This is a genomic window from Microbacterium sp. CCH5-D1, assembly GCF_001557335.1.
GTDB classification, from domain to species: Bacteria; Actinomycetota; Actinomycetes; order Actinomycetales; family Microbacteriaceae; genus Microbacterium; species Microbacterium oxydans.
Genome location: NZ_LSJW01000061.1, coordinates 1 through 18,154 on the forward strand (window position 1 = coordinate 1; position 18,154 = coordinate 18,154).

Annotated in this window: 14 protein-coding genes; 7 read left to right on the top strand and 7 right to left on the bottom strand. The window is 69.4% G+C overall.

Features of this window, described 5'->3' with window-relative positions; translation table 11 throughout:
* Nucleotides 1–137: 137 nt before the first annotated feature.
* Nucleotides 138–956, top strand: coding sequence for a hypothetical protein (locus tag AX744_RS03865; protein ID WP_058632673.1), 819 nt, complete (start codon nt 138–140; stop codon nt 954–956).
* A 94-nt stretch (nt 957–1,050) separates the two neighbouring features.
* Here the strand turns inward: AX744_RS03865 and AX744_RS03870 are convergent, their stop codons facing one another.
* On the bottom strand, nt 1,051–1,509 hold the full coding sequence (locus AX744_RS03870; RefSeq protein WP_058632674.1) for a GNAT family N-acetyltransferase: 459 nt from the start codon (nt 1,507–1,509) through the stop codon (nt 1,051–1,053).
* Between the two features lie 175 nt (nt 1,510–1,684).
* Here AX744_RS03870 and AX744_RS03875 point away from each other — a divergent pair, with 175 nt between their 5' ends.
* Entirely contained in the window at nt 1,685–3,904 is a 2,220-nt protein-coding gene (locus AX744_RS03875; RefSeq protein ID WP_061015450.1) for an NADP-dependent isocitrate dehydrogenase, read from the top strand.
* Between the two features lie 84 nt (nt 3,905–3,988).
* Here the strand turns inward: AX744_RS03875 and AX744_RS03880 are convergent, their stop codons facing one another.
* The gene (locus AX744_RS03880) at nt 3,989–5,479 is read right to left on the bottom strand and encodes a L,D-transpeptidase family protein (protein WP_231728732.1); all 1,491 of its coding nucleotides are present in this window, start codon (nt 5,477–5,479) and stop codon (nt 3,989–3,991) included.
* 108 nt (nt 5,480–5,587) lie between these two features.
* Nucleotides 5,588–5,992, bottom strand: coding sequence for a RidA family protein (locus AX744_RS03885; protein WP_046748830.1), 405 nt, complete (start codon nt 5,990–5,992; stop codon nt 5,588–5,590).
* A gap of 25 nt (nt 5,993–6,017) precedes the next feature.
* Here AX744_RS03885 and AX744_RS03890 point away from each other — a divergent pair, with 25 nt between their 5' ends.
* The 5 genes from AX744_RS03890 (at nt 6,018) to nagB (ending at nt 13,561) form a co-directional block, all read left to right on the top strand.
* A complete protein-coding gene (locus AX744_RS03890) occupies nt 6,018–7,235 on the top strand; it encodes an alanine racemase (RefSeq protein ID WP_231728733.1) in 1,218 nt (405 codons plus the stop codon).
* A complete protein-coding gene (locus tag AX744_RS03895; protein ID WP_061015452.1) occupies nt 7,226–10,513 on the top strand; it encodes a family 20 glycosylhydrolase in 3,288 nt (1,095 codons plus the stop codon). The genes AX744_RS03890 and AX744_RS03895 overlap by 10 nt, the downstream gene beginning before the upstream one ends.
* 79 nt (nt 10,514–10,592) lie before the next feature.
* Nucleotides 10,593–11,780: an ROK family transcriptional regulator gene (locus AX744_RS03900; protein ID WP_058632679.1), complete on the top strand. Its 1,188-nt coding sequence runs from the start codon at nt 10,593–10,595 to the stop codon at nt 11,778–11,780.
* 43 nt (nt 11,781–11,823) lie between these two features.
* Complete coding sequence (locus tag AX744_RS03905) at nt 11,824–12,789, top strand: ROK family protein (RefSeq protein WP_171010998.1); 966 nt, start codon at nt 11,824–11,826, stop codon at nt 12,787–12,789.
* The gene (nagB, locus tag AX744_RS03910; protein WP_046748834.1) at nt 12,782–13,561 is read left to right on the top strand and encodes a glucosamine-6-phosphate deaminase; all 780 of its coding nucleotides are present in this window, start codon (nt 12,782–12,784) and stop codon (nt 13,559–13,561) included. The genes AX744_RS03905 and nagB overlap by 8 nt, the downstream gene beginning before the upstream one ends.
* A gap of 28 nt (nt 13,562–13,589) precedes the next feature.
* On the opposite strand, the gene AX744_RS03915 is transcribed toward nagB, so the two are convergent.
* From AX744_RS03915 to AX744_RS21190, 4 genes are read right to left on the bottom strand one after another with little or no spacing between them, the layout of a single operon-like run.
* Nucleotides 13,590–13,997, bottom strand: coding sequence for an NUDIX hydrolase (locus tag AX744_RS03915; protein ID WP_046748835.1), 408 nt, complete (start codon nt 13,995–13,997; stop codon nt 13,590–13,592).
* On the bottom strand, nt 13,990–15,354 hold the full coding sequence (locus tag AX744_RS03920) for an FAD-binding oxidoreductase (protein ID WP_058632681.1): 1,365 nt from the start codon (nt 15,352–15,354) through the stop codon (nt 13,990–13,992). Before AX744_RS03920 ends, AX744_RS03915 begins: the two co-directional genes overlap by 8 nt.
* A 10-nt stretch (nt 15,355–15,364) precedes the next feature.
* A complete protein-coding gene (locus AX744_RS03925; RefSeq protein WP_046748837.1) occupies nt 15,365–15,736 on the bottom strand; it encodes a YrdB family protein in 372 nt (123 codons plus the stop codon).
* Between the two features lie 9 nt (nt 15,737–15,745).
* Nucleotides 15,746–17,824 (bottom strand): sigma-70 family RNA polymerase sigma factor, encoded by a 2,079-nt coding sequence (locus AX744_RS21190; RefSeq protein ID WP_061015453.1) that lies wholly within the window; start codon nt 17,822–17,824, stop codon nt 15,746–15,748.
* Nucleotides 17,825–18,154 lie beyond the last annotated feature (330 nt).

Consider the following 18,154-nt stretch of genomic DNA (forward strand, 5'->3'; position numbering starts at 1 on the left):
GTTCGCGCAGCTGCATGCGGCCTGGCAGGAGACCCTCGTCTGATCTGCCTCTTCCGGTCGCGATATGACAGCCGTCTGGCGCAGTTGAGCTGTCATATCGCGACCGGAAGTCGTCTGCGTCTGAGTAGCATCGAGGTATGGACCCCCTGCTGCTCGTCGCCGAGTGGTGGTGGATCGCGCCGACGGCAGTCGCCGCGGGAACGGTGGGTGTGATGGGAATGCGACGTCGCAACAGCACGGTGAGCGGACGCAGGCTCGCGGTCGATGCCGCCCGCCACGATCTGAGAGAGGCACAGCTGGTCGCCGCCGAGCGGCGCACCGCGTGGAAGATCGCGCGCGCCGACCTGGCTCGCGTCACGGCGGAGCGGGCGGCCCAGCGAGCGACGCCCGAACAGGTGGCAGGGGCTCGGCGGATGCTGAAGGAGCGGGAGCGCGATGCGAAGGCCGCGTCGGCCGATGTGCGCGCGCGCCAGGTGCGGCTGAACGCGGCTCGCGCCGCCGTGCCTTCCGCGGCGGAGCCGCGCCCGATCGAGCGACTCCACGCCGCGCATGACGCGGTGACGGCACGCTGGATGCGTTACGAGACCGACCCCGCTCTGCAGATCTCCTATCCGGCGATGACCGACGTGAAGTCCGCGGAGACGGCCGCATACTTCCGTGCCGCCGGACACGCGACGGAGATGCGCCGCGCGGCCTCCGGACGCATCACCCCGGCTGAGTTCGCCGCCTATCGTGACGCTGTCGCCGAGCTCGAGCGGGCGTTCGAAGCCGCCGAACACGCCGCGAAGGTGCACGCGGGGGAGGCGCCGGCGACGCCGGCGTGGCAGGATGCCGCTCAAGACATGCTGAACCGTTCCGCCGAGGCCATCGATCGCGCTGCCGGAGCGGCCGCGGCCGCTCTCTCATCGTGGACGAGCCGGCGGAAACCCGGGGGCACCCCCGACGACCGTTCCTGAGAACCCGCCAGGGCTGTGAGAGCGCTCCCCCGAAGGGGAGTGAAGGGCGACGAGGTCTCGATGGGGGAGGGGATTCGAGACCCCGCCGCCCGGTCTAGGACGTGACCCGGATCTCGGCGATGACCTCGCCGTAGGCCGTCTCCCCGACGGGGGTGAAGCCGACGCGACGGAAGAAGGCCTCCGGGCCGTCCTCGCCGGCTTCGTAGATCACGTTGACGTGGTCGACTCCGCGTTCACGCGCCTCGTCGATGAGCGCCTCGACGGCGAAGCGGCCGACGCCGCGACCCTGGTCGTCCGCGTCGACGTTGATGCGCCACAGCACGGAGCGGAAGTGCTCCTCCGGGGCCTCGTCGTCGAAGTTGGCGCTGACGAAGCCGACGACCTCGTTGCCGTCCAGGATCACCCGCTGCCAGGAGGTCTGCGGGTTGATGACGGTCGCGGCGATCCCGTACGAGACCGGAGCGAGGAACTGCTCCTGTCCGGGCTTGAGCGACAGGTTGTTCACGGCGACGATCGTCGCAGCGGAGAGTTCGACCATGCGCAGTTCGGACATGGACCCAGGCTAACCCCTCCGGAGAGGCGGGACACGTTTCCGACGAAGATTTCGCCTCTCTGTGGCCGTTCGTCGACATGGGGTGGTCGGCGGTCGCAGGCGCGGACCACAGGGCCAGACCGGCTCAGGTATCTTGGTATCGAGACAAATTTCCCCGCGAACGGAGTACCTCCCGGTGACCGACGACGCCATCATCTACACGTACACAGACGAGGCACCGGCGCTCGCCACCGCCTCGTTCCTCCCGATCATCCAGGCATACACCGGCCAGGCCGGCATCGAGGTCGAGACGCGCGACATCTCGCTGGCCGGACGCATCCTCGCCGCCTTCCCGCAGAAGCTCGCTCCCGAGCAGCAGGTGGGTGACGCTCTCGCCGAGCTCGGTGGCCTCGCCACCCTCCCCGAGGCCAACATCATCAAGCTGCCGAACATCTCGGCGTCCATCCCGCAGCTGAAGGGTGCGATCGCCGAGCTGCAGAAGCAGGGCTTCGACATCCCCGACTTCCCGGACGAGCCGACCTCCCTGGAGGAGAAGGACGTCCGCGCCCGCTACGACCGCATCAAGGGCTCCGCAGTGAACCCCGTGCTGCGCGAGGGCAACAGCGACCGTCGCGCACCGCTCGCGGTGAAGAACTACGCCAAGAAGCACCCGCACCGCAACAAGCCTTTCGCGGACGGCTCGAAAACCCGCGTCGCGACCTTGGGCCACGACGACTTCAAGCACAACGAGCGCTCGTGGGTCGCGGCCCACGACGACGTCCTCTCGTTCCGTCACACGGCGCAGGACGGCACCGTCACGATCCTCAAGGAGGGCCTCAAGGTCCTCCCGCGTGAGATCATCGACGCCACGTTCCTCTCCGCGAAGGAGCTGGACGCGTTCCTCGCGGAGACGCTCGAGGCGGCCAAGGCCGACGACGTGCTCTACTCCGTGCACCTCAAGGCCACGATGATGAAGGTCAGCGACCCGATCATCTTCGGTCACGTCGTGAAGGCGTTCTTCAAGGACGTCTTCGACCAGTACGGCACGCAGCTCGCCGAAGCCGGACTCAGCGCGAACGACGGCCTCGGCTCGATCCTTGCAGGCCTGTCGAATGTCGCCGGTGGCGAGGAGATCGCTGCGGCGTTCGACAAGGCCATCGCCGAGGGGCCGCGCCTGTCGTACGTGAACTCCGACAAGGGGATCACCAACCTCCACGTGCCCAGCGATGTCATCGTCGACGCGTCGATGCCCGCCCTCGTCCGCAACGGTGGGAAGCTCTGGGGCAAGGACGGCGAGGAGGCCGACACGATCGCGGTCATCCCGGACTCGTCCTACGCGAGCGTCTACCAGGCCGTCATCGACGATGTGATCGCGAACGGCCCGCTCGACCCCGCCACGATCGGTACCGTCCCGAACGTGGGTCTCATGGCGCAGGCGGCCGAGGAATACGGCAGCCACGACAAGACCTTCGAGATCGCGGCGGACGGCATCGTCCAGGTGCTCGACAGCGAGGGCACCGTGCTCATCGAGCACGAGGTCGGCAAGGGCGACATCTGGCGCGCGACGCAGACCAAGCACATCCCCGTCATGGACTGGGTCAAGCTCGCCGTGACGCGTGCACGCGCGACCGGCGACCCCGCCGTGTTCTGGCTGGACGCGAACCGCTCGCACGACGCCCAGATCATCGCGAAGGTGCACCAGGGCCTCGCCACGCTCGACACCAAGGGCCTGACGATCACGATCCTCGCGCCGGAAGAGGCCACGCGGTACACGCTCGCCCGCATGCGTCACGGGCTCGACACCATCTCGGTGACCGGCAACGTGCTGCGTGACTACCTGACCGACCTGTTCCCGATCCTCGAGGTCGGCACGAGCGCCAAGATGCTCTCGATCGTGCCGCTGCTCGCCGGTGGTGGGCTGTTCGAGACGGGTGCCGGTGGTTCCGCTCCCAAGCACGTGCAGCAGCTGGTCGAGCAGAACTACCTGCGCTGGGACTCGCTGGGTGAGTTCTTCGCGCTGGCGGCTTCGCTCGAGCACTTCGCCGACCGCACGGGCAACGACAAGGCCCGCGTGCTTGCGGAGACGCTGGACGCCGCGACCGGAACCTTCCTCGAGGAGGACCGCTCGCCCGGCCGTGCGCTCGGCACGATCGACAACCGCGGCAGCCACTTCTACCTCGGCCTGTACTGGGCGAAGGAGCTGGCAGCGCAGACGAAGGATCCCGAGCTCGCTGCGGCCTTCGCGCCGATCGCCGAGAAGCTCGCCGCGAACGAGGAGGCCATCGTCTCCGAGCTCAACGCCGTGCAGGGACAGCCCGCGGAGATCGGCGGGTACTACCGTCCGGACGAGAAGCTGGTCGAGGCCGTCATGCGTCCGTCCACGACGCTGAACACGATCGTCGACGCCCTGCGCTGAGACGAGCGAAGGGGGCGGATGCTTCGGCATCCGCCCCCTTCTTCGTGTTCGGCCCGTCTGCCCGAGCGAGCGCGGAACGCTTCGTCAGTAGTGGACGGAGACCTCGAGCCCCTTGGGGGACCAGTCGTAGACGTACTTGGCGAGGTCGATCGGCAGGTTGACGCAACCGTGGCTCATGCGCTGGCCGAAGTTGTTGTGCCAGTACGTGCCGTGGAAGCCGATGTTCGGAGCGAACCAGGTGATCCAGGGCACGTCCTTCGTGCAGTACGGGGCGCCCTCGTAGCAGCCCATGTCCTGGATACGCGTGTGCGCGAACACCTTGAAGTTGCCGGTGGGCGTCAGAGTCCCTGGCAGGCCGGTGGACACGGCCCACGAGTTCACGACAGCGCCGTTCTCGTAGAGGACGGCCCGCTGCGAACTGAGGTTGATGTCGATGCGGCGGAACAGGTTCACCGTCTCGAAGGGCGTCTCGGTGACCGAGAGCGCGAAGGCTCCGTTTCCGGCTGCCAGCTGCTCGGCGAACTGGTCCGCGATGCCTGACGTGTCTCCCAGCGCTCGACCGGTGGCACCCTCCTGCTCCGCACGGAGCACGGTGCCGGCGGAGTCGACGATGTTGGTCGCGTTGACCGGCGCGCGGTCGACGACGGAGGGGAGACTGTCCACGGTGGCCTGGATCGCCTGGGGGTCGGCCTTGATGCTCAGCTGTCCGTCGTCATCGACGACCGTGAGCCAGGAGGCGGCGACGGCGGGATCGACCGGGACGGTCCGCTCCTCGCCGACGTAGAAGCCGACGGTGGGAAGCATCGTGTTGAGAGCGGTGGCGGTGGCGGTGGCGTCGTCATCGGAGACGGCCGGCGCGGCTTCCGCGGCGTCTCCCGAGTACTCGAGCGCGCTGCGACCCTCTTCGACGGCTGCCGTGAAGGCGGCGTTGAGGTCGGCGAGGTCGATCCCTGTTCCGGCCTCTGCCGGTGTGATCACGAAGGTGCCGCTGGCGGCATCGAAGACGACACCGGCATCCACCGGGTCGTCGAAGCTGGTCGGCACGGCGCCACGCAGCGCGGCGTCCGCCTTCGCGGTGTCGAAGGCGATCTCTGCGGGGACGGGGTCGCCCATCCAGGCGCCGAGGTTCCACAGCGGGTGCTCCGCGAAAGCCTTGTCGGCGAGAGCGGTGGCGTCGACGTCCGCACCGAGGTCGGCGCCGGTGAGGACGGTGCCGTCTCCCGCGCCGGTGAGCGTGATCTCGGTCTGAGCGAGGCGGGCGTCGATGGCGTCGGCGGCGGCGCCAGGAGTCATCCAGCCGACCGGGATCCCGGCGACCGTGGTTCCCGGTGCGATCAGGATCATCGACGCGGCTCCGGCGCCGAGGGCGACGACTCCCAGCCCGAGGCCGATCCAGAGGCCGAGGCGACGTTTCTTGGGAGACGGTTCGATCGGAGCCCAGGCGAGCGGCTGGTCACCGGTGGTCGGCGGGACGGTCTCCGTGGGAGCGTCCGTCGGCGCGAGCACTGCAGTGGGCGCGGAGTCGTCTCCACGCGCCTCGGCTGCTGCGCCCGGCGCAGAAATCAGATCGGTCACGAACTTCACCCCCCGGCTCTCAAACGTGTCCTGACGTCCAATGGTACGGGATGGGAGGTAACGGGGAGGCAACGGTCCGTGATAACGTGCCTCCCCGCAACGCAGACGTCAGTCGATGATGGCGATGCCGTCGATCTCGACGAGCATCTCCTCGCGCGGAAGGCCGGTGAAGACCGTGGTGCGCGACGGCAGGACGCCGTTGGTCGTGTGAGCGGTCACGAAGGCGCCGTACGCGTCGTTCATGATCGGGAAGTCCTCGCGCTTGGTCAGGTAGACGCGCAGCATGACGACGTCGTCGAACGTCGCGCCGGACGCCTCGACGATCGCCTTCACGTTCTCGAGCGTGCGGGTGGTCTGGGCAGCGACGTCCCCGGGGTGCAGGTACTCGTTGGTCTTCGGGTCCACGGGTCCCTGGCCGGAGACCTGCACGAACGGGCCCTTGCGGATACCCTGCGAGAAGGTGTGGGCGGGGGCGGGGGCTGCGTCGGTGGAAACTCGGATCTTCGCGGTCATGCCGCCAGCCTAGTAGCATTGTTAGATGCCTCTACAAATTCCGGATCCCGTTCTCGGCACCTGGACGAAGGGCTTTCCTGCGCACGCAGCGGGACTCCGCCTCTCGCAGGTGGGGGATGCGGATCTGCATCTCTCCGACCTGGTGACGCCGGTGCTGACGGTGCACGAGGGCTCCCTCGCGCACAACGAGGAGACCGTCTTCGCATGGGCGAGGGAGCGCCGGGTGCTCCTCGCACCACACGGCAAGACCACGATGGCTCCGGCCCTCTGGCAGCGACTGCTCGACGCGGGGGCATGGGGGATCTCCGTGGCGACGCCCTGGCAGGCCGAAGTCGCCGTCGACGCGGGCGTCGCGACCGTGCTGATCGCGAACGCGGTCACCGATCTCACTGCGGTGCGTCGCCTGGGGGCACTGCTCGCAGCCGACCCCGACCTGCGCGTGCTGTGCTGGGCGGACTCTCTCGAGGGAGTGGCCATCCTCGCGCGGGGGATGCACGATGCCGCGCGTCCGCTCGATGTCTTGGTCGAACTCGGCGGCGCGCACGGCCGCACGGGCGCACGGAGCGTGGAGGAGGGCGAGCGGATCGGGAAGGCCGTCTCGGACGCATCCGGGCTGCGCCTCGCCGGCGTCGCGGGATACGAGGGGCCCTTCGGTCCCGATCGCTCCGATGCCTCGGTCGCCGCCGTCGACGCGTACCTGCAGACGCTCGTGGATCTGCACGCCCGACTGGAGTACCCGCACGGTCTCCGTCCGATTCTCAGCGCGGGAGGCAGCGCCTTCCCTGATCGGGCGGCCGCCGTCCTCGCAGCCGCCGGGGACGACGTGGACGTCGTCCTGCGTTCGGGGGCGTTCCAGATCCACGACGACGGCTTCTACTCGCGCATGTCTCCGTTCGGACCGCTCGTCGGCACCGCGCCTCTGCGCTCGGGGATGCACGCCTGGTCGCGGGTGGTGTCGCAGCCCGAGGACGGCCTTGCGCTCCTCGACGCCGGACGGCGCGATGTGCCCTTCGACCTGGATCTGCCGATCCCGCAGGGGCTGCGGGGGGAGATCACGGCGCTGAACGATCAGCATGCGTTCCTGAGCCTCACGGGCGATGACACGGTCGCGGTGGGCGATGTCGTCCGTCTCGGGCTCTCCCACCCGTGCACCGCCTTCGACAAGTGGAGGGTCGTCGCCGTGATCGACGACCCCGATGCCGTCGATCCGCGCGTGATCGGGGCGGTGGCGACGTGCTTCTGAGTGCCGAGAAGGCCGCCGCCGGACAGGTGCGGGTGTACCGCGGAGCCACCGTCATCGACGGGACGGGGGCGCCCCGGTACGTGGCCGACGTCGCGGTGGAGGGCGCGAGGGTCGTGGCTATCCTCCCGGCCGGTGCGGTGAATCCTGAACTCGAGCTCCCCGAACTCGAACTTCCCGAGGGCGCCGTGGAGGTCGCGGCAGAGGGACTCGTCCTCGCGCCCGGATTCATCGACATGCACGCGCACAGCGAGCTCGCAGTGCTGAGCGGCGCGGCGCACGACGCCAAGATCCGCCAGGGCGTGACGACCGAGGTGCTCGGTCAGGACGGCCTGGGCTATGCGCCCCTCGACGATGCGGCGGCGGCGATCATCCCCGCGCAGATCGCCGGGTGGAACGGAACTCCGGCCGACGTGCCGTGGCGGACGATGGACGACCTGCTCGCGGCGATCGACGCCGCAGCGGTCGCGAACGCCGCCGTCCTCGTCCCCCAGGGGAATCTGCGGATGATGGTCGTCGGCCACGAGAACCGTCGGGCGACGACTGCGGAGCTCACCGCGATGGGGGAGATCCTGGGTCGCGCGCTGGACGCGGGAGCCTTCGGCATGTCGAGCGGCCTCACCTACACGCCGGGGATGTACGCGGACACGGCGGAGCTCGAAGCGCTGTGCCGCATCGTCGCCGAGCGAGGAGGCTACTGGGCGCCGCACACCCGGAGCTACGGGGGAGCGGCGCTGGAGGCCTACCGGGAGGCGCTCGACATCGGTCGGCGCACCGGGTGCCCCGTGCATCTCACACACGCGACGATGAACTTCGCCCCGAACCGCGGCCGCGCCGATGAGCTCCTGGCCCTGATCGACGAGGCGATCGAGGACGGCGTCGACGTGACGCTCGACACGTACCCGTATCTGCCCGGCGCCACGACGCTCTCCGCTCTGCTGCCGAGCAGGCTGGCGGAATCCGGCGACCTGCTCGCTGCCGTCTCCGCGCTCGACGAAGCGGGCAGGGAGGCCGTCCGCGTGGAACTGGAAGACGTCGGCTGCGACGGATTCCACGGCGAGAGGGCCGATTGGACGCAGATCCAGGTCTCCGGCACCGTGAACCCCGCCCTCTCGGGTCTGATCGGCCGCACCATCGCCGAGATCGCGACCACGACCGGTCGCCGTGCCGTCGATGTGGTGCTCGACACGATCGTGGAGGACGCCGCCGCCACCGGAATCCTCATGCACATCGGAGACGAGGAGAACGTCCGGACGATCATGCGTCACTCGCAGCACACGGGAGGCAGTGATGGGATCCTGATCGGGGCGCGGCCTCATCCGCGTGGTCGGGGTACGTTCCCGCGGTACCTCGGACACTACGTGCGCGAGCTCGGCATCCTCACCTGGGAGGAGGCCGTCCGACACCTGTCGGGGACGCCGGCGCATCGGCTGGGACTCGACCGGGGTGACGCACCTCGGGGCGTCGTCCGGCGGGGAGCGACCGCCGACCTCGTGCTCTTCGACCCGGAGACGGTCGAGGCGGGGGCCACGTTCGACTCCCCCTTCGCACCGCCGCGCGGGATCATCGAGGTACTTGTCGGGGGAGTGCCGGTGGTGTCGGAGGGCGAGGCGACGGGGCGGACCCCCGGACGCGCACTGCGGATGCCGCCCCCGCCGCATCGCGCCACCGTGCCGCACATCGGTGCCCGCATCGATCCGGTCGCCTCCGGATTCGCGTGGACGGAGCGCACGCCGATCCTCTCGGCCCCTGAGCTCGTCGCCGCTGCCGCCCGGCTGGGCGGTCTCGCCGGCGCGGGCGACGCCGAACTCCCGCCGATCCGACTGATGGTCGACGAGAACCTCGGCGCTGAGGCCGCGGCGCGAGGACGTGTCGGTGACGAGGCCTTCCGGGTGAGCGTGAGTGCAGCCGGAGTCGAGATCAGAGGAGCGAGCCCCGCCGGCGTGTTCCGCGGTGCCACCACTCTGCGGCAGCTGCGGGATCCGGACGCTGCATCGGCCCACATCCCCGCCGGGGTGTGGGAGGGAGCGCCCGCGTACAGCTGGCGAGGGACGATGCTCGACGTCGCCAGGCACTTCCGGACCGTCGACGAGGTCCGTCGTCTGGTCGATCTCCTCGCCGATCATCACCTGAACGTGCTGCACCTTCATCTCACGGACGATCAGGGGTGGCGCTTCGAGGTGCCCGGCTTCCCTCGGCTCACGGAAGTGGGCGCGCGACGGGAAGCCACCCAGCTCGGACACGGCCCCTTGTCCACCGTGGAGCCGGGAGTGCACGAGGGCTTCTACACGACAGCGGAGCTGCGAGAGCTCGTCGCCTATGCGCGAGAACGTTTCGTGACCCTCGTGCCGGAGGTCGAGCTGCCCGGACACATCCAAGCGGGTCTCGCCGCGTATCCGGAGCTCGGCAACGTCGACGTCGGAGAGCCTGTGCTGTCCGCATGGGAGCGCTTCGGGGTCAATCCGCGCACCCTCGCCCCGACGGACGAGGCCCTGGCCTTCGGGTTCGCCGCGATCGATGCTCTCTGCGATGCGTTCGACTCGGAGTGGATAGGCATCGGCGGTGACGAGGTGCCGGTGACCGAGTGGGAGCAGAGCGCCGCGGCGGCCGAGCGCATGCGACAACTCGGACTCGAGTCTGCACACGACGTGCAGCCGTGGTTCACGGAGCAGTTCGTCGCGCATGTCCGCGGACGAGGCCGCACGGCACTGGCCTGGGACGAGGTCCTCGAAGGCGACGTGCCCGAGGGCGTGCGCATCCTCGCGTGGCGGGGTCCCGCCGCGATGCGTGAGGCGCTGCGGCTCGGCATCGAGGTCGTCGCGTGCCCCGACCTCGAGGTCTACCTCGACTACCCGCAGTCGGAGTCGGAGGAGGAGCCGATCAGAGTGGGCCCGCCTCTCACGATCGAGCGCGCGTACTCCCTGCGTGTCGAAGACGGCGCTGTGGGCGGGCAGGCGAACGTGTGGAGCGAGCACCTGCCCACCAGGGACCGCGTCGACTTCGCGATGTTCCCTCGACTCGCCGCGATCGCGGAGCGTCTGTGGGACGGCGGGGAGCCGGGACCCTACGCCGACTTCGAGCGGCGTCTGCCGATGCACCTGCGCCGGCTCGCCGCAGCGGGGGTGCGGTATCGTCCCCTTGACGGGCCGGAGCCCGAGCAGCGCCGTCCCGGCGTGCCGGGCAAGCCGCTCACGATCGAGGCGCGGGAGCAGATCGTCGCCGGCCTGGTCGAGCGCCTCATCGGGCGCTCACGCACGGTCGTCGTCGACGATCGAAAGTAATGTAACGTTTCGGTAACCCTGCCAGCGCGTCCGCGGGCAGAGGTTGCGCAAATTTTGTTCGTAAGGTCTACTAACAAACATGTCCGTTTCGGATGAACAGCGTTCCGCATCGCCGTCAGAGTACGCCGGTGCGAATGCGCACGCCTTCGGCCCGGGGCGCCACCTGCGCTCGCGATCAAAGGTGCTGCCAGAGCATGCGCGCGGTCACAACCGTGCACTGGTGCTGCAGACGCTGTACCACTCGGGGGCGATGAGTCGCGCCGACCTCTCCCGGGAGACGGGCCTCACCCGTGTCACCATCTCCGACCTGGTCGCCGAGTTCATCGCCGACGGGATCGTCATCGAGATGGGTGTCCGTGAAGCGGTGGGGCCGGGCAAGCCGCCCATCCTCATCGACATCGATCGCTTCGGCCATCAGATCGTCGGCCTCGATCTCTCCGGCCCCGACGCCTTCACCGGGGCGGTGCTGAGCCTCGACGGAGACGTGCTGGAGCGGCGCGAGGTGCCGCGTCCGAAATCCCCCGACGGGGAGGCGGCATACGCGGCGCTGCGGGAACTCGCACAGACGCTGGTCGAGGCCTCGACTCAGCCGCTGCTGGGCGTCGGCATCGGCACCCCGGGTGTCGTGCGTCCCGACGGGCTCGTCCTGAGCTCTCCCAACCTCGGCTGGACGAACTTCCCGCTGGAGGCGAAGCTCGGCGTCGATCTCGACCTTCCGGTCCTCGCCCGCAACGACGCCAACGCGGCGGTGCTCGCCGAGTACACGTTCGGCGAGGCGAAGGCCGACTTCATGCTGATCAAGATCGGCAAGGGTGTCGGCGCCGGCCTCATCACCGGCAGCCAGCCTCTGCTGGGCAGCCGCTTCGCCGCGGGAGAGATCGGTCACGTCGTCGTCGGTACCGACGGGGGCCCTCGCTGCGCGTGCGGGAAGGACGGCTGTCTCGAGGCGTGGCTCAGCGTGAGTCGGCTCGAGGCGGCGATCGCCGCTGATCCCGAGGCACGCGATGAGATCCTCCGCGATGCCGGGACGCGGATGGCGATCGCGACCGCTCCGATCGTCGCTGCCCTCGACCTCTCCGAGGTGGTGATCTCCGGTCCGGCGGAGCTGCTCGACGGCATCTTGATCGAGGCCGCCATCGCGACGTTGCGCGCGCGCACCCTCGAGGGCGTGTTCGAAGACGTCGTCGTGCGTTTGACGCACCAGGAGGACATCGTCCTGCGCGGAGCTGCGGTCATGGTGCTCTCGGGACAGCTGGGAGTGTCGTGAACGTCATCTGCACCGTTGACGGCACGGCCGGGAGCAGCATCCGATGACGGGTGCGAGCACTGCCGACCGCGCCGGTCGGCCGATTCGAGTGGGCCTGGACGTCGGCGGCACGAAGATCGACGCGGTCGCTGTGGACCCCTCTGGGGCCATCCGCGGACGCCTGCGCCGACCGACGGGTTGGGGCGATGACGCGGTCGTCGAGAGCATCGTTACGGCCGTGAAGGCACTCGCGGAGGAGAACGGGTTCCCCCTTGCCGACGTCGGCTCCGTCGGGATCGGCATCCCCGGCCTCGTCGACGCCGAGACCGGCCGTGTCGACCACGCGGTCAACCTCGGCGTGGAGTCCCTGGACCTCGCCGTCAGGGCCGAACTCGCTCTCGGAGTCCCGTTCCGCGTGGAGAACGACGTGAAGGCCGCGGCCCTCGGCGCTGCGGTGCTGAGCGGAGTCGCCGGTTCCATGGCCTACCTGAATCTCGGGACCGGCGTCGCTGCCGGGATCGTGATCGACGGACGGATCTGGCGCGGCGCACGCGGAACCGCGGGGGAGGTCGGTCATCTCTCCGTCGATCCGCGAGGGCGCCTGTGCGGCTGCGGGCAGTACGGGTGCGTCGAGACGTTCTGCGGCGGAGGGGCGTTGGCCAAGGCCTGGGGTCGACCCGGCACTCTGCCCATCAGGGACATCTTCGATGCGGCGGACGCCGGGGATCCGCATGCTGTCTCCCTCCGTGACGACCTCTATCACGGGGCCGCCGCCGCAGTGCGTGTTCTCGTGCTCTCCGCCGACGTGGAGAGGGTGGTCATCGGGGGAGGGCTGACCGCTCTCGGCGACCGACTCGAGAACGGACTCCGCGCGGCCCTGCATGCCGGCGCGGAGGCCTCGCCGTTCATGCGGTCGCTCCGCCTGGATGAGAGAATCGAACTGCTTCCCGCGGGTTCCCCCGCTGCCGCATTCGGCGCCGCACTCGTCGGCGCCTCCACCACCGAGAAGGAGATCGTCCCGCATGGCTGAGGTCGTCATCGTCGAGAATGCCGAGGCCGCAGGCGCTTTGGTCGCCACCGAGATCGTGGAGCTGATCGCGCGTCGTCCCGACGCGGTCCTCGGCCTCGCAACGGGGTCGACCCCGTTGCCGGTCTACCAGGCGCTGCGCACGCAGCTCGCAGGCCGCGACGTCTCACAGGTGCGTGGTTTCGCCCTCGACGAGTACGTCGGCATCGACCCGGCGCACCCGGAGAGCTACCGCTCGGTCATCACCCGCGAGGTCGTCGAGCCGCTCGGTCTCGACCCCGCGCGCATCCACGTGCCGAACGGCGCGGAGGCCACCATCCAGCATGCGGGTGAGGACTACGACGCGGCCATCGCGGCTGCCGGTGGAGTCGACCTGCAGATCCTCGGGATCGGCACCGACGGGCACATCGGGTTCAACGAGCCCGGCTCCTCCTTCGCATCGCGTACGCGTGTGAAGACCCTCACGGAGCAGACGCGCGAGGACAACGCCCGCTTCTTCGAGTCGATCGACGACGTCCCGATGCACTGCATCACGCAGGGGCTCGGCACCATCCTGGAGGCGCGCCACCTCGTGCTGCTCGCCTTCGGCGAGGGCAAGGCAGAGGCTGTGGCCGGTGCGGTCGAGGGCCCGCTGTCGGCGATCCTGCCCGGATCGGCGATCCAACTGCACCCGCACGCGACGATCGTCGTCGACGAAGCGGCTGCGTCGCGTCTCGCGCTCGCCGACTACTACCGGTACACGTTCGCCAACAAGCCGGCCTGGCAGGGCATCTGAGACGTGCCTGATGCCTGCCCTGGTGAACTCAGTTCGCCGGGGCGGGCCAGGCGATCGGGAGCAGGTGCTCCAGGCTCAGCGGCGCCAGCGGGAGCGTTCCGACGTCTGCGGGCGTGATCCAGCGCAGCTCGGCGAGCTCGGCCTGGACGGCGACGGTCGCGGGATCGATGGAGGTCGCGAAGGCCTCGGCGACGACACGGTGACCCGGTTCGTTCGCTGCGGCGGAGACGAACGTGCCGAGAGGGCGGAGCGCCGCTTCATCGAGCACCACCCCGAGCTCCTCCTCGATCTCGCGGATCAACGTCTGCGCCGGGGACTCGCCGGATTCCGGCTTGCCGCCGGGCTGCATGAACATGGTCGTTCCCTGCTTGCGGACCACGAGCACCCTCCCCGCTTCATCGACGATCACGGCCGCGCTCACGTGGATGTCAGGCATCGGGGCTGAAGACCTTCCCTGGGTTGAGGATGCCGAGAGGATCGAAGACCGCGGCGATCTGGCGCTGGAGTCGCCACTGGTCGTCGCCCAGTTCGTCGGCGAGCCAGCGGCGCTTGAGCACCCCGATGCCGTGCTCCCCGGTGAGGGTTCCTCCGAGGCGGATGGCGGCGCGGAACAGTTCGTCGGCGGCCGCCCACACATGCGGAGGTGTCTGCGTCCCTTCGAAGATGAAGTTCGGGTGCAGGTTGCCGTCGCCTGCGTGTGCCACCGTCGGGATGACGATGTCGTACTCGCGTTCGATGCGGGCGATCTCGTCGAACATCGCCGGCATGGCGCTCCGTGGTACCGAGACGTCTTCGATCAGCGTCGTCCCCAGCGAGGCCATCGCTGCATGCATCGAACGGCGCACCGCCAGGAGGCGCTCGCCCTCGTCGCGGTCGTGTGAGACGACAGTGAGGCCGTCATGGGCGCGCAGGATCGTGGCGATCGCCTCCGCTTCGGCCGCGGCGGCCGGACCATCGGTCTGGATGGTCAGCTGAGCTGTTCCCTGATGCGGGATGGGAAGAGCGAGGAGCGCGTGCACGGCGGCGAGGCTCGCGGCGTCCATCAGCTCCATGATGGCTGGCTGCACGCCGGCGGCTGTCACAGCGGCCGAGGCGGCGGCAGCGTGACGCACCCCCGAGAAGGTCGCGGCGATCGTGCAGGTCTCCCCGGGGACGAGCCTGCGGAGCTTGAGGGTCGCGCCCACGACGACGCCCAACGTGCCTTCCGAGCCGACCACCAACGCGGTGAGATCGAGCCCGGTCACTCCCTTGACGCTGCGGTGTCCGAGGTGCAGCAGGCGCCCGTCGGCGAGCACCAGGTCCACCCCCAGCACGGCGTCGCGAACCACCCCGTACTTGGCGCAGAGCAGCCCTCCGGCACCTGTCGCGATGTTCCCACCCACCGTGGAGATGTCGCGGCTGGCGGGGTCAGGTGGCCACCACAGCCCGTGAGCCGCGAGCACGGCGTTGAGGTCGGCGTTGAGGATGCCGGGTTCGACGACCGCGAGCAGATCGTCGGCACGGATCTCGTTGATCGCGGTCATCCTGCGCAGGGAGAGGACGATCTCGCCCGTACCGGCGTTCGCGGCACCGGCGAGACCCGTGCCGGCACCACGCACCACGACCGGTGTGCGGGTGGCGGTCGCGATGCGCATGGTCTGCTGCACGTGCTCGACCCGCTCCGCATGGATCACAGCGAGCGGTCTGCCGGCGGCAGCGTGCCCTGAGCGGTCGGCTCTGGCTTCCTCGAGCGTCGCCTCATCGGTGTCGACGAGCGCTCCGAGGGACTCCTCAAGGAGCGCGAGCACACTCATGAGGGAGATCTCACGACAATGCGCGCCGGCCGCTGAGCACACCGGCGACCACGGCGACGAGGGCGAAGGCGGTGCCGATGAGTGCCTGCCCCATCGACCACCAGGCGATCGTCACGCCGACGTAGATCAGCAGCTCGACCGCGGCACGGAGGAACGGGTGCACGCGCAGCACAGGTCGCGGCGAGAGGAAGAGAGCCCACACCAGGATCACCAGTACCGGCGCGCCGATACCGATGACGATGTTCCACGGAAGATCCCAGCTCGCGAAGCCCCACAAGGCCAGAGAGGCGACGGCGACGATGAGGACGACAGCGCGCACGATGTCGAGTGCGGTGACCACCGGACGGTCGACGCCGGGAACGGGAGCGGGATCCGAGGACATGGATCCAGTCTATTCGCCGGTGGGGGCTTCCTCAGCCGGTGCAACGGGCGCCTCCGTGGGCGCTGCTGCGGGCGTGGTCTCGGCCGGCGGAGTCTGGACGGGGGCCGTCTCGACCGGAGCGGGTGCTGCTTCGATCGGTGCCGGTGCTGCTTCGACCGGTGTGGGTGTCGGGTCTGACGCGGGTGCCTCCGGCTCGGTAGCGACCGGAGCAGACTCGGACGGCACAGACGACGCGGAAACGTCGCTCGTCGTGGAGGGCTCCGCTGTGGCCGATTCGACCGGAACCACCTCACCCGGAGTCTCGGGGCGGTTGGGCTCGAGATCGAGGAGGGTGGTGACCGCGGAAGGGCCCGTGCCGGATGCGAGGACGTAGCGGAACGTGACGGTCGTGAGGTCGGCGTCGATGAACTGCCAGAAGGTGGGACGGAGATCGATGACTCCGAAGCCGGACTCGTCGAGCAGGATGCTGTCGCCTCCGCCGGTGCTGTCGTCCAGGAGCGCCTCGACCCTCTGGCCGGCCACACCCGAGACCGGAATGCTGTAGTGGACCTGGAGTCCGTTGAACCAGATGGTGGCGGTCTGCCACGTAGGTGCCTCCGTGGGGACGACCGGACCCACGGGGTCGACGGGGTCCACCGGGTCGACGGGGTCCACGGGATCTACGGGGTCCACCGGGTCGACGGGGTCCACGGGGTCCACAGGATCTACGGGGTCCACAGGGTCCACGGGATCGACAGGCGGGACGACGACCGGCGGAACGATGACCGGCGGGACCGTGACGGGCGGGACGGTGGCGGGCGGTACAGGAACGGGTGCGCCCGCCTGATCTGCGCCGGGCTGAGGTTCTGCGGCCGGCGGCGCTGGGGTCTCGTCGGGGACGGTGACCGGGGGTTCGATGACGACGGGCTCGTCGAGGTTCATCGTCTCGTCGGGTCCGACATCTGCAGAGATCGAGGACGGGTCCTCATCGCCGGCGTTCGGAAGCGACGTCGCGGGATCGGCACCGGCGAGCCCGGGGACGATCGCGGCGGCGGCGACGACACCGGCCACGACCAGAGCGGCGGATCCCACTCCCACCAGTGCACCGATACCGGTGAACATGCCACCTGCGGATCCGGCTCCTGACGAAGCGCCGGCCGTTCCACCCGCTGAGCCGCCGGCACCGGAACCAGAACCGGAACCGCCGGCCGCGGCGAGACCGGTTGCGGCATGCGTGGCGCCGGGGTCGCCGGCGAAGACGGCACCGGGAATGCTGGACGGCATCGCCGCCAGGGCGACGATCGGCGTGCCGGCGCCCTGGAGCGTGGCGAGGTACCCCGCGGCGCCCGTGACGCCGAGGACGAGTGGAAGCAGCACGAGGGCCAGACGCTTGGAGACGTCCTTCGCCTCGGCCGCGACGATCATGCACCGCGCGCACTCGTCCAGGTGCAGTTCGAGGCGCTTGTGATCGCGAGTGCTGAGGTTGCCGCGCGAGTACGCGCCCAGGTGCTCGATGGTCCACTGGCACTCTGAGCCGTCTTCGGCGCTGCGCAGATGGGCCTGGATCCACGCTTCACGCAGGCCTTCGCGGGCGCGGAAGGCCAACTGCGACACGGCGCCGGCCTTCATGCCGAGCAGCGGCCCGACTTCCTGCGGCTTCATCTGCTCGATCTCGGTGTACCAGAGCACCTCCTGCCAACGGGAGGGGAGGCTGCGGAACGCCTGAGCGGTGAGGCTGCGGTCGAGTGCCTCGCTCGCAGCCTGGTCGGTGCTGTCGGGGTCGGCGACGGTGTCGAGTTCGTCGATCGCCGTCTCGCGGCGCGCGCGCCCCCACCCTGCGGCCGTGTTGCGGATGCTCGTGAAGAGGTAGGCGCGGAACGAGCCGTTGGGGCCGCCGCCTTTGAGGATCGCCTGATAGATGCGCGTGTACGACTCCTGCACCAGATCGTCCGGGTCGATCGACGAGGTCACGGAGCGCGCGACGGAGAGTCCGGACGGATAGTGTCGGCGCCAGAGTTCACCGAACGCCCCCGTGTCTCCCGAGCGGGTGCGGAGGATCAGGTCGGCGTCGCCGATCGTTTCGTCGTGAGTCGTGTTCTCTTCGTGCACAATCATCCATCTGTCGCGGGGCGCAGCTGCGCCTCCACCGGAAGAGACGCAGGAGAGCGCCTCTCATCACGCGACTTCATCATTCTCTCGCGAATCTCCCAGGTAAGCCACCCTCCGTCGGAACTCCAAGCGGATGCCCGGCTTCGGGCACTGTCACCGCCCAGCGGGCGTGCGATGTGCGGGGCCGGAGATCGACGACGTCTTTTCGGGCTGTCGAAGTTTTTTCGGGAAGTCGCGTAATGAATCGGGATGTGCCACGTCTCATCCCATGTAGACAGCCGTAGCGATCCCACCGGGGGGCGGGATCCAGGCACTGGTGCGGGGGGTGTT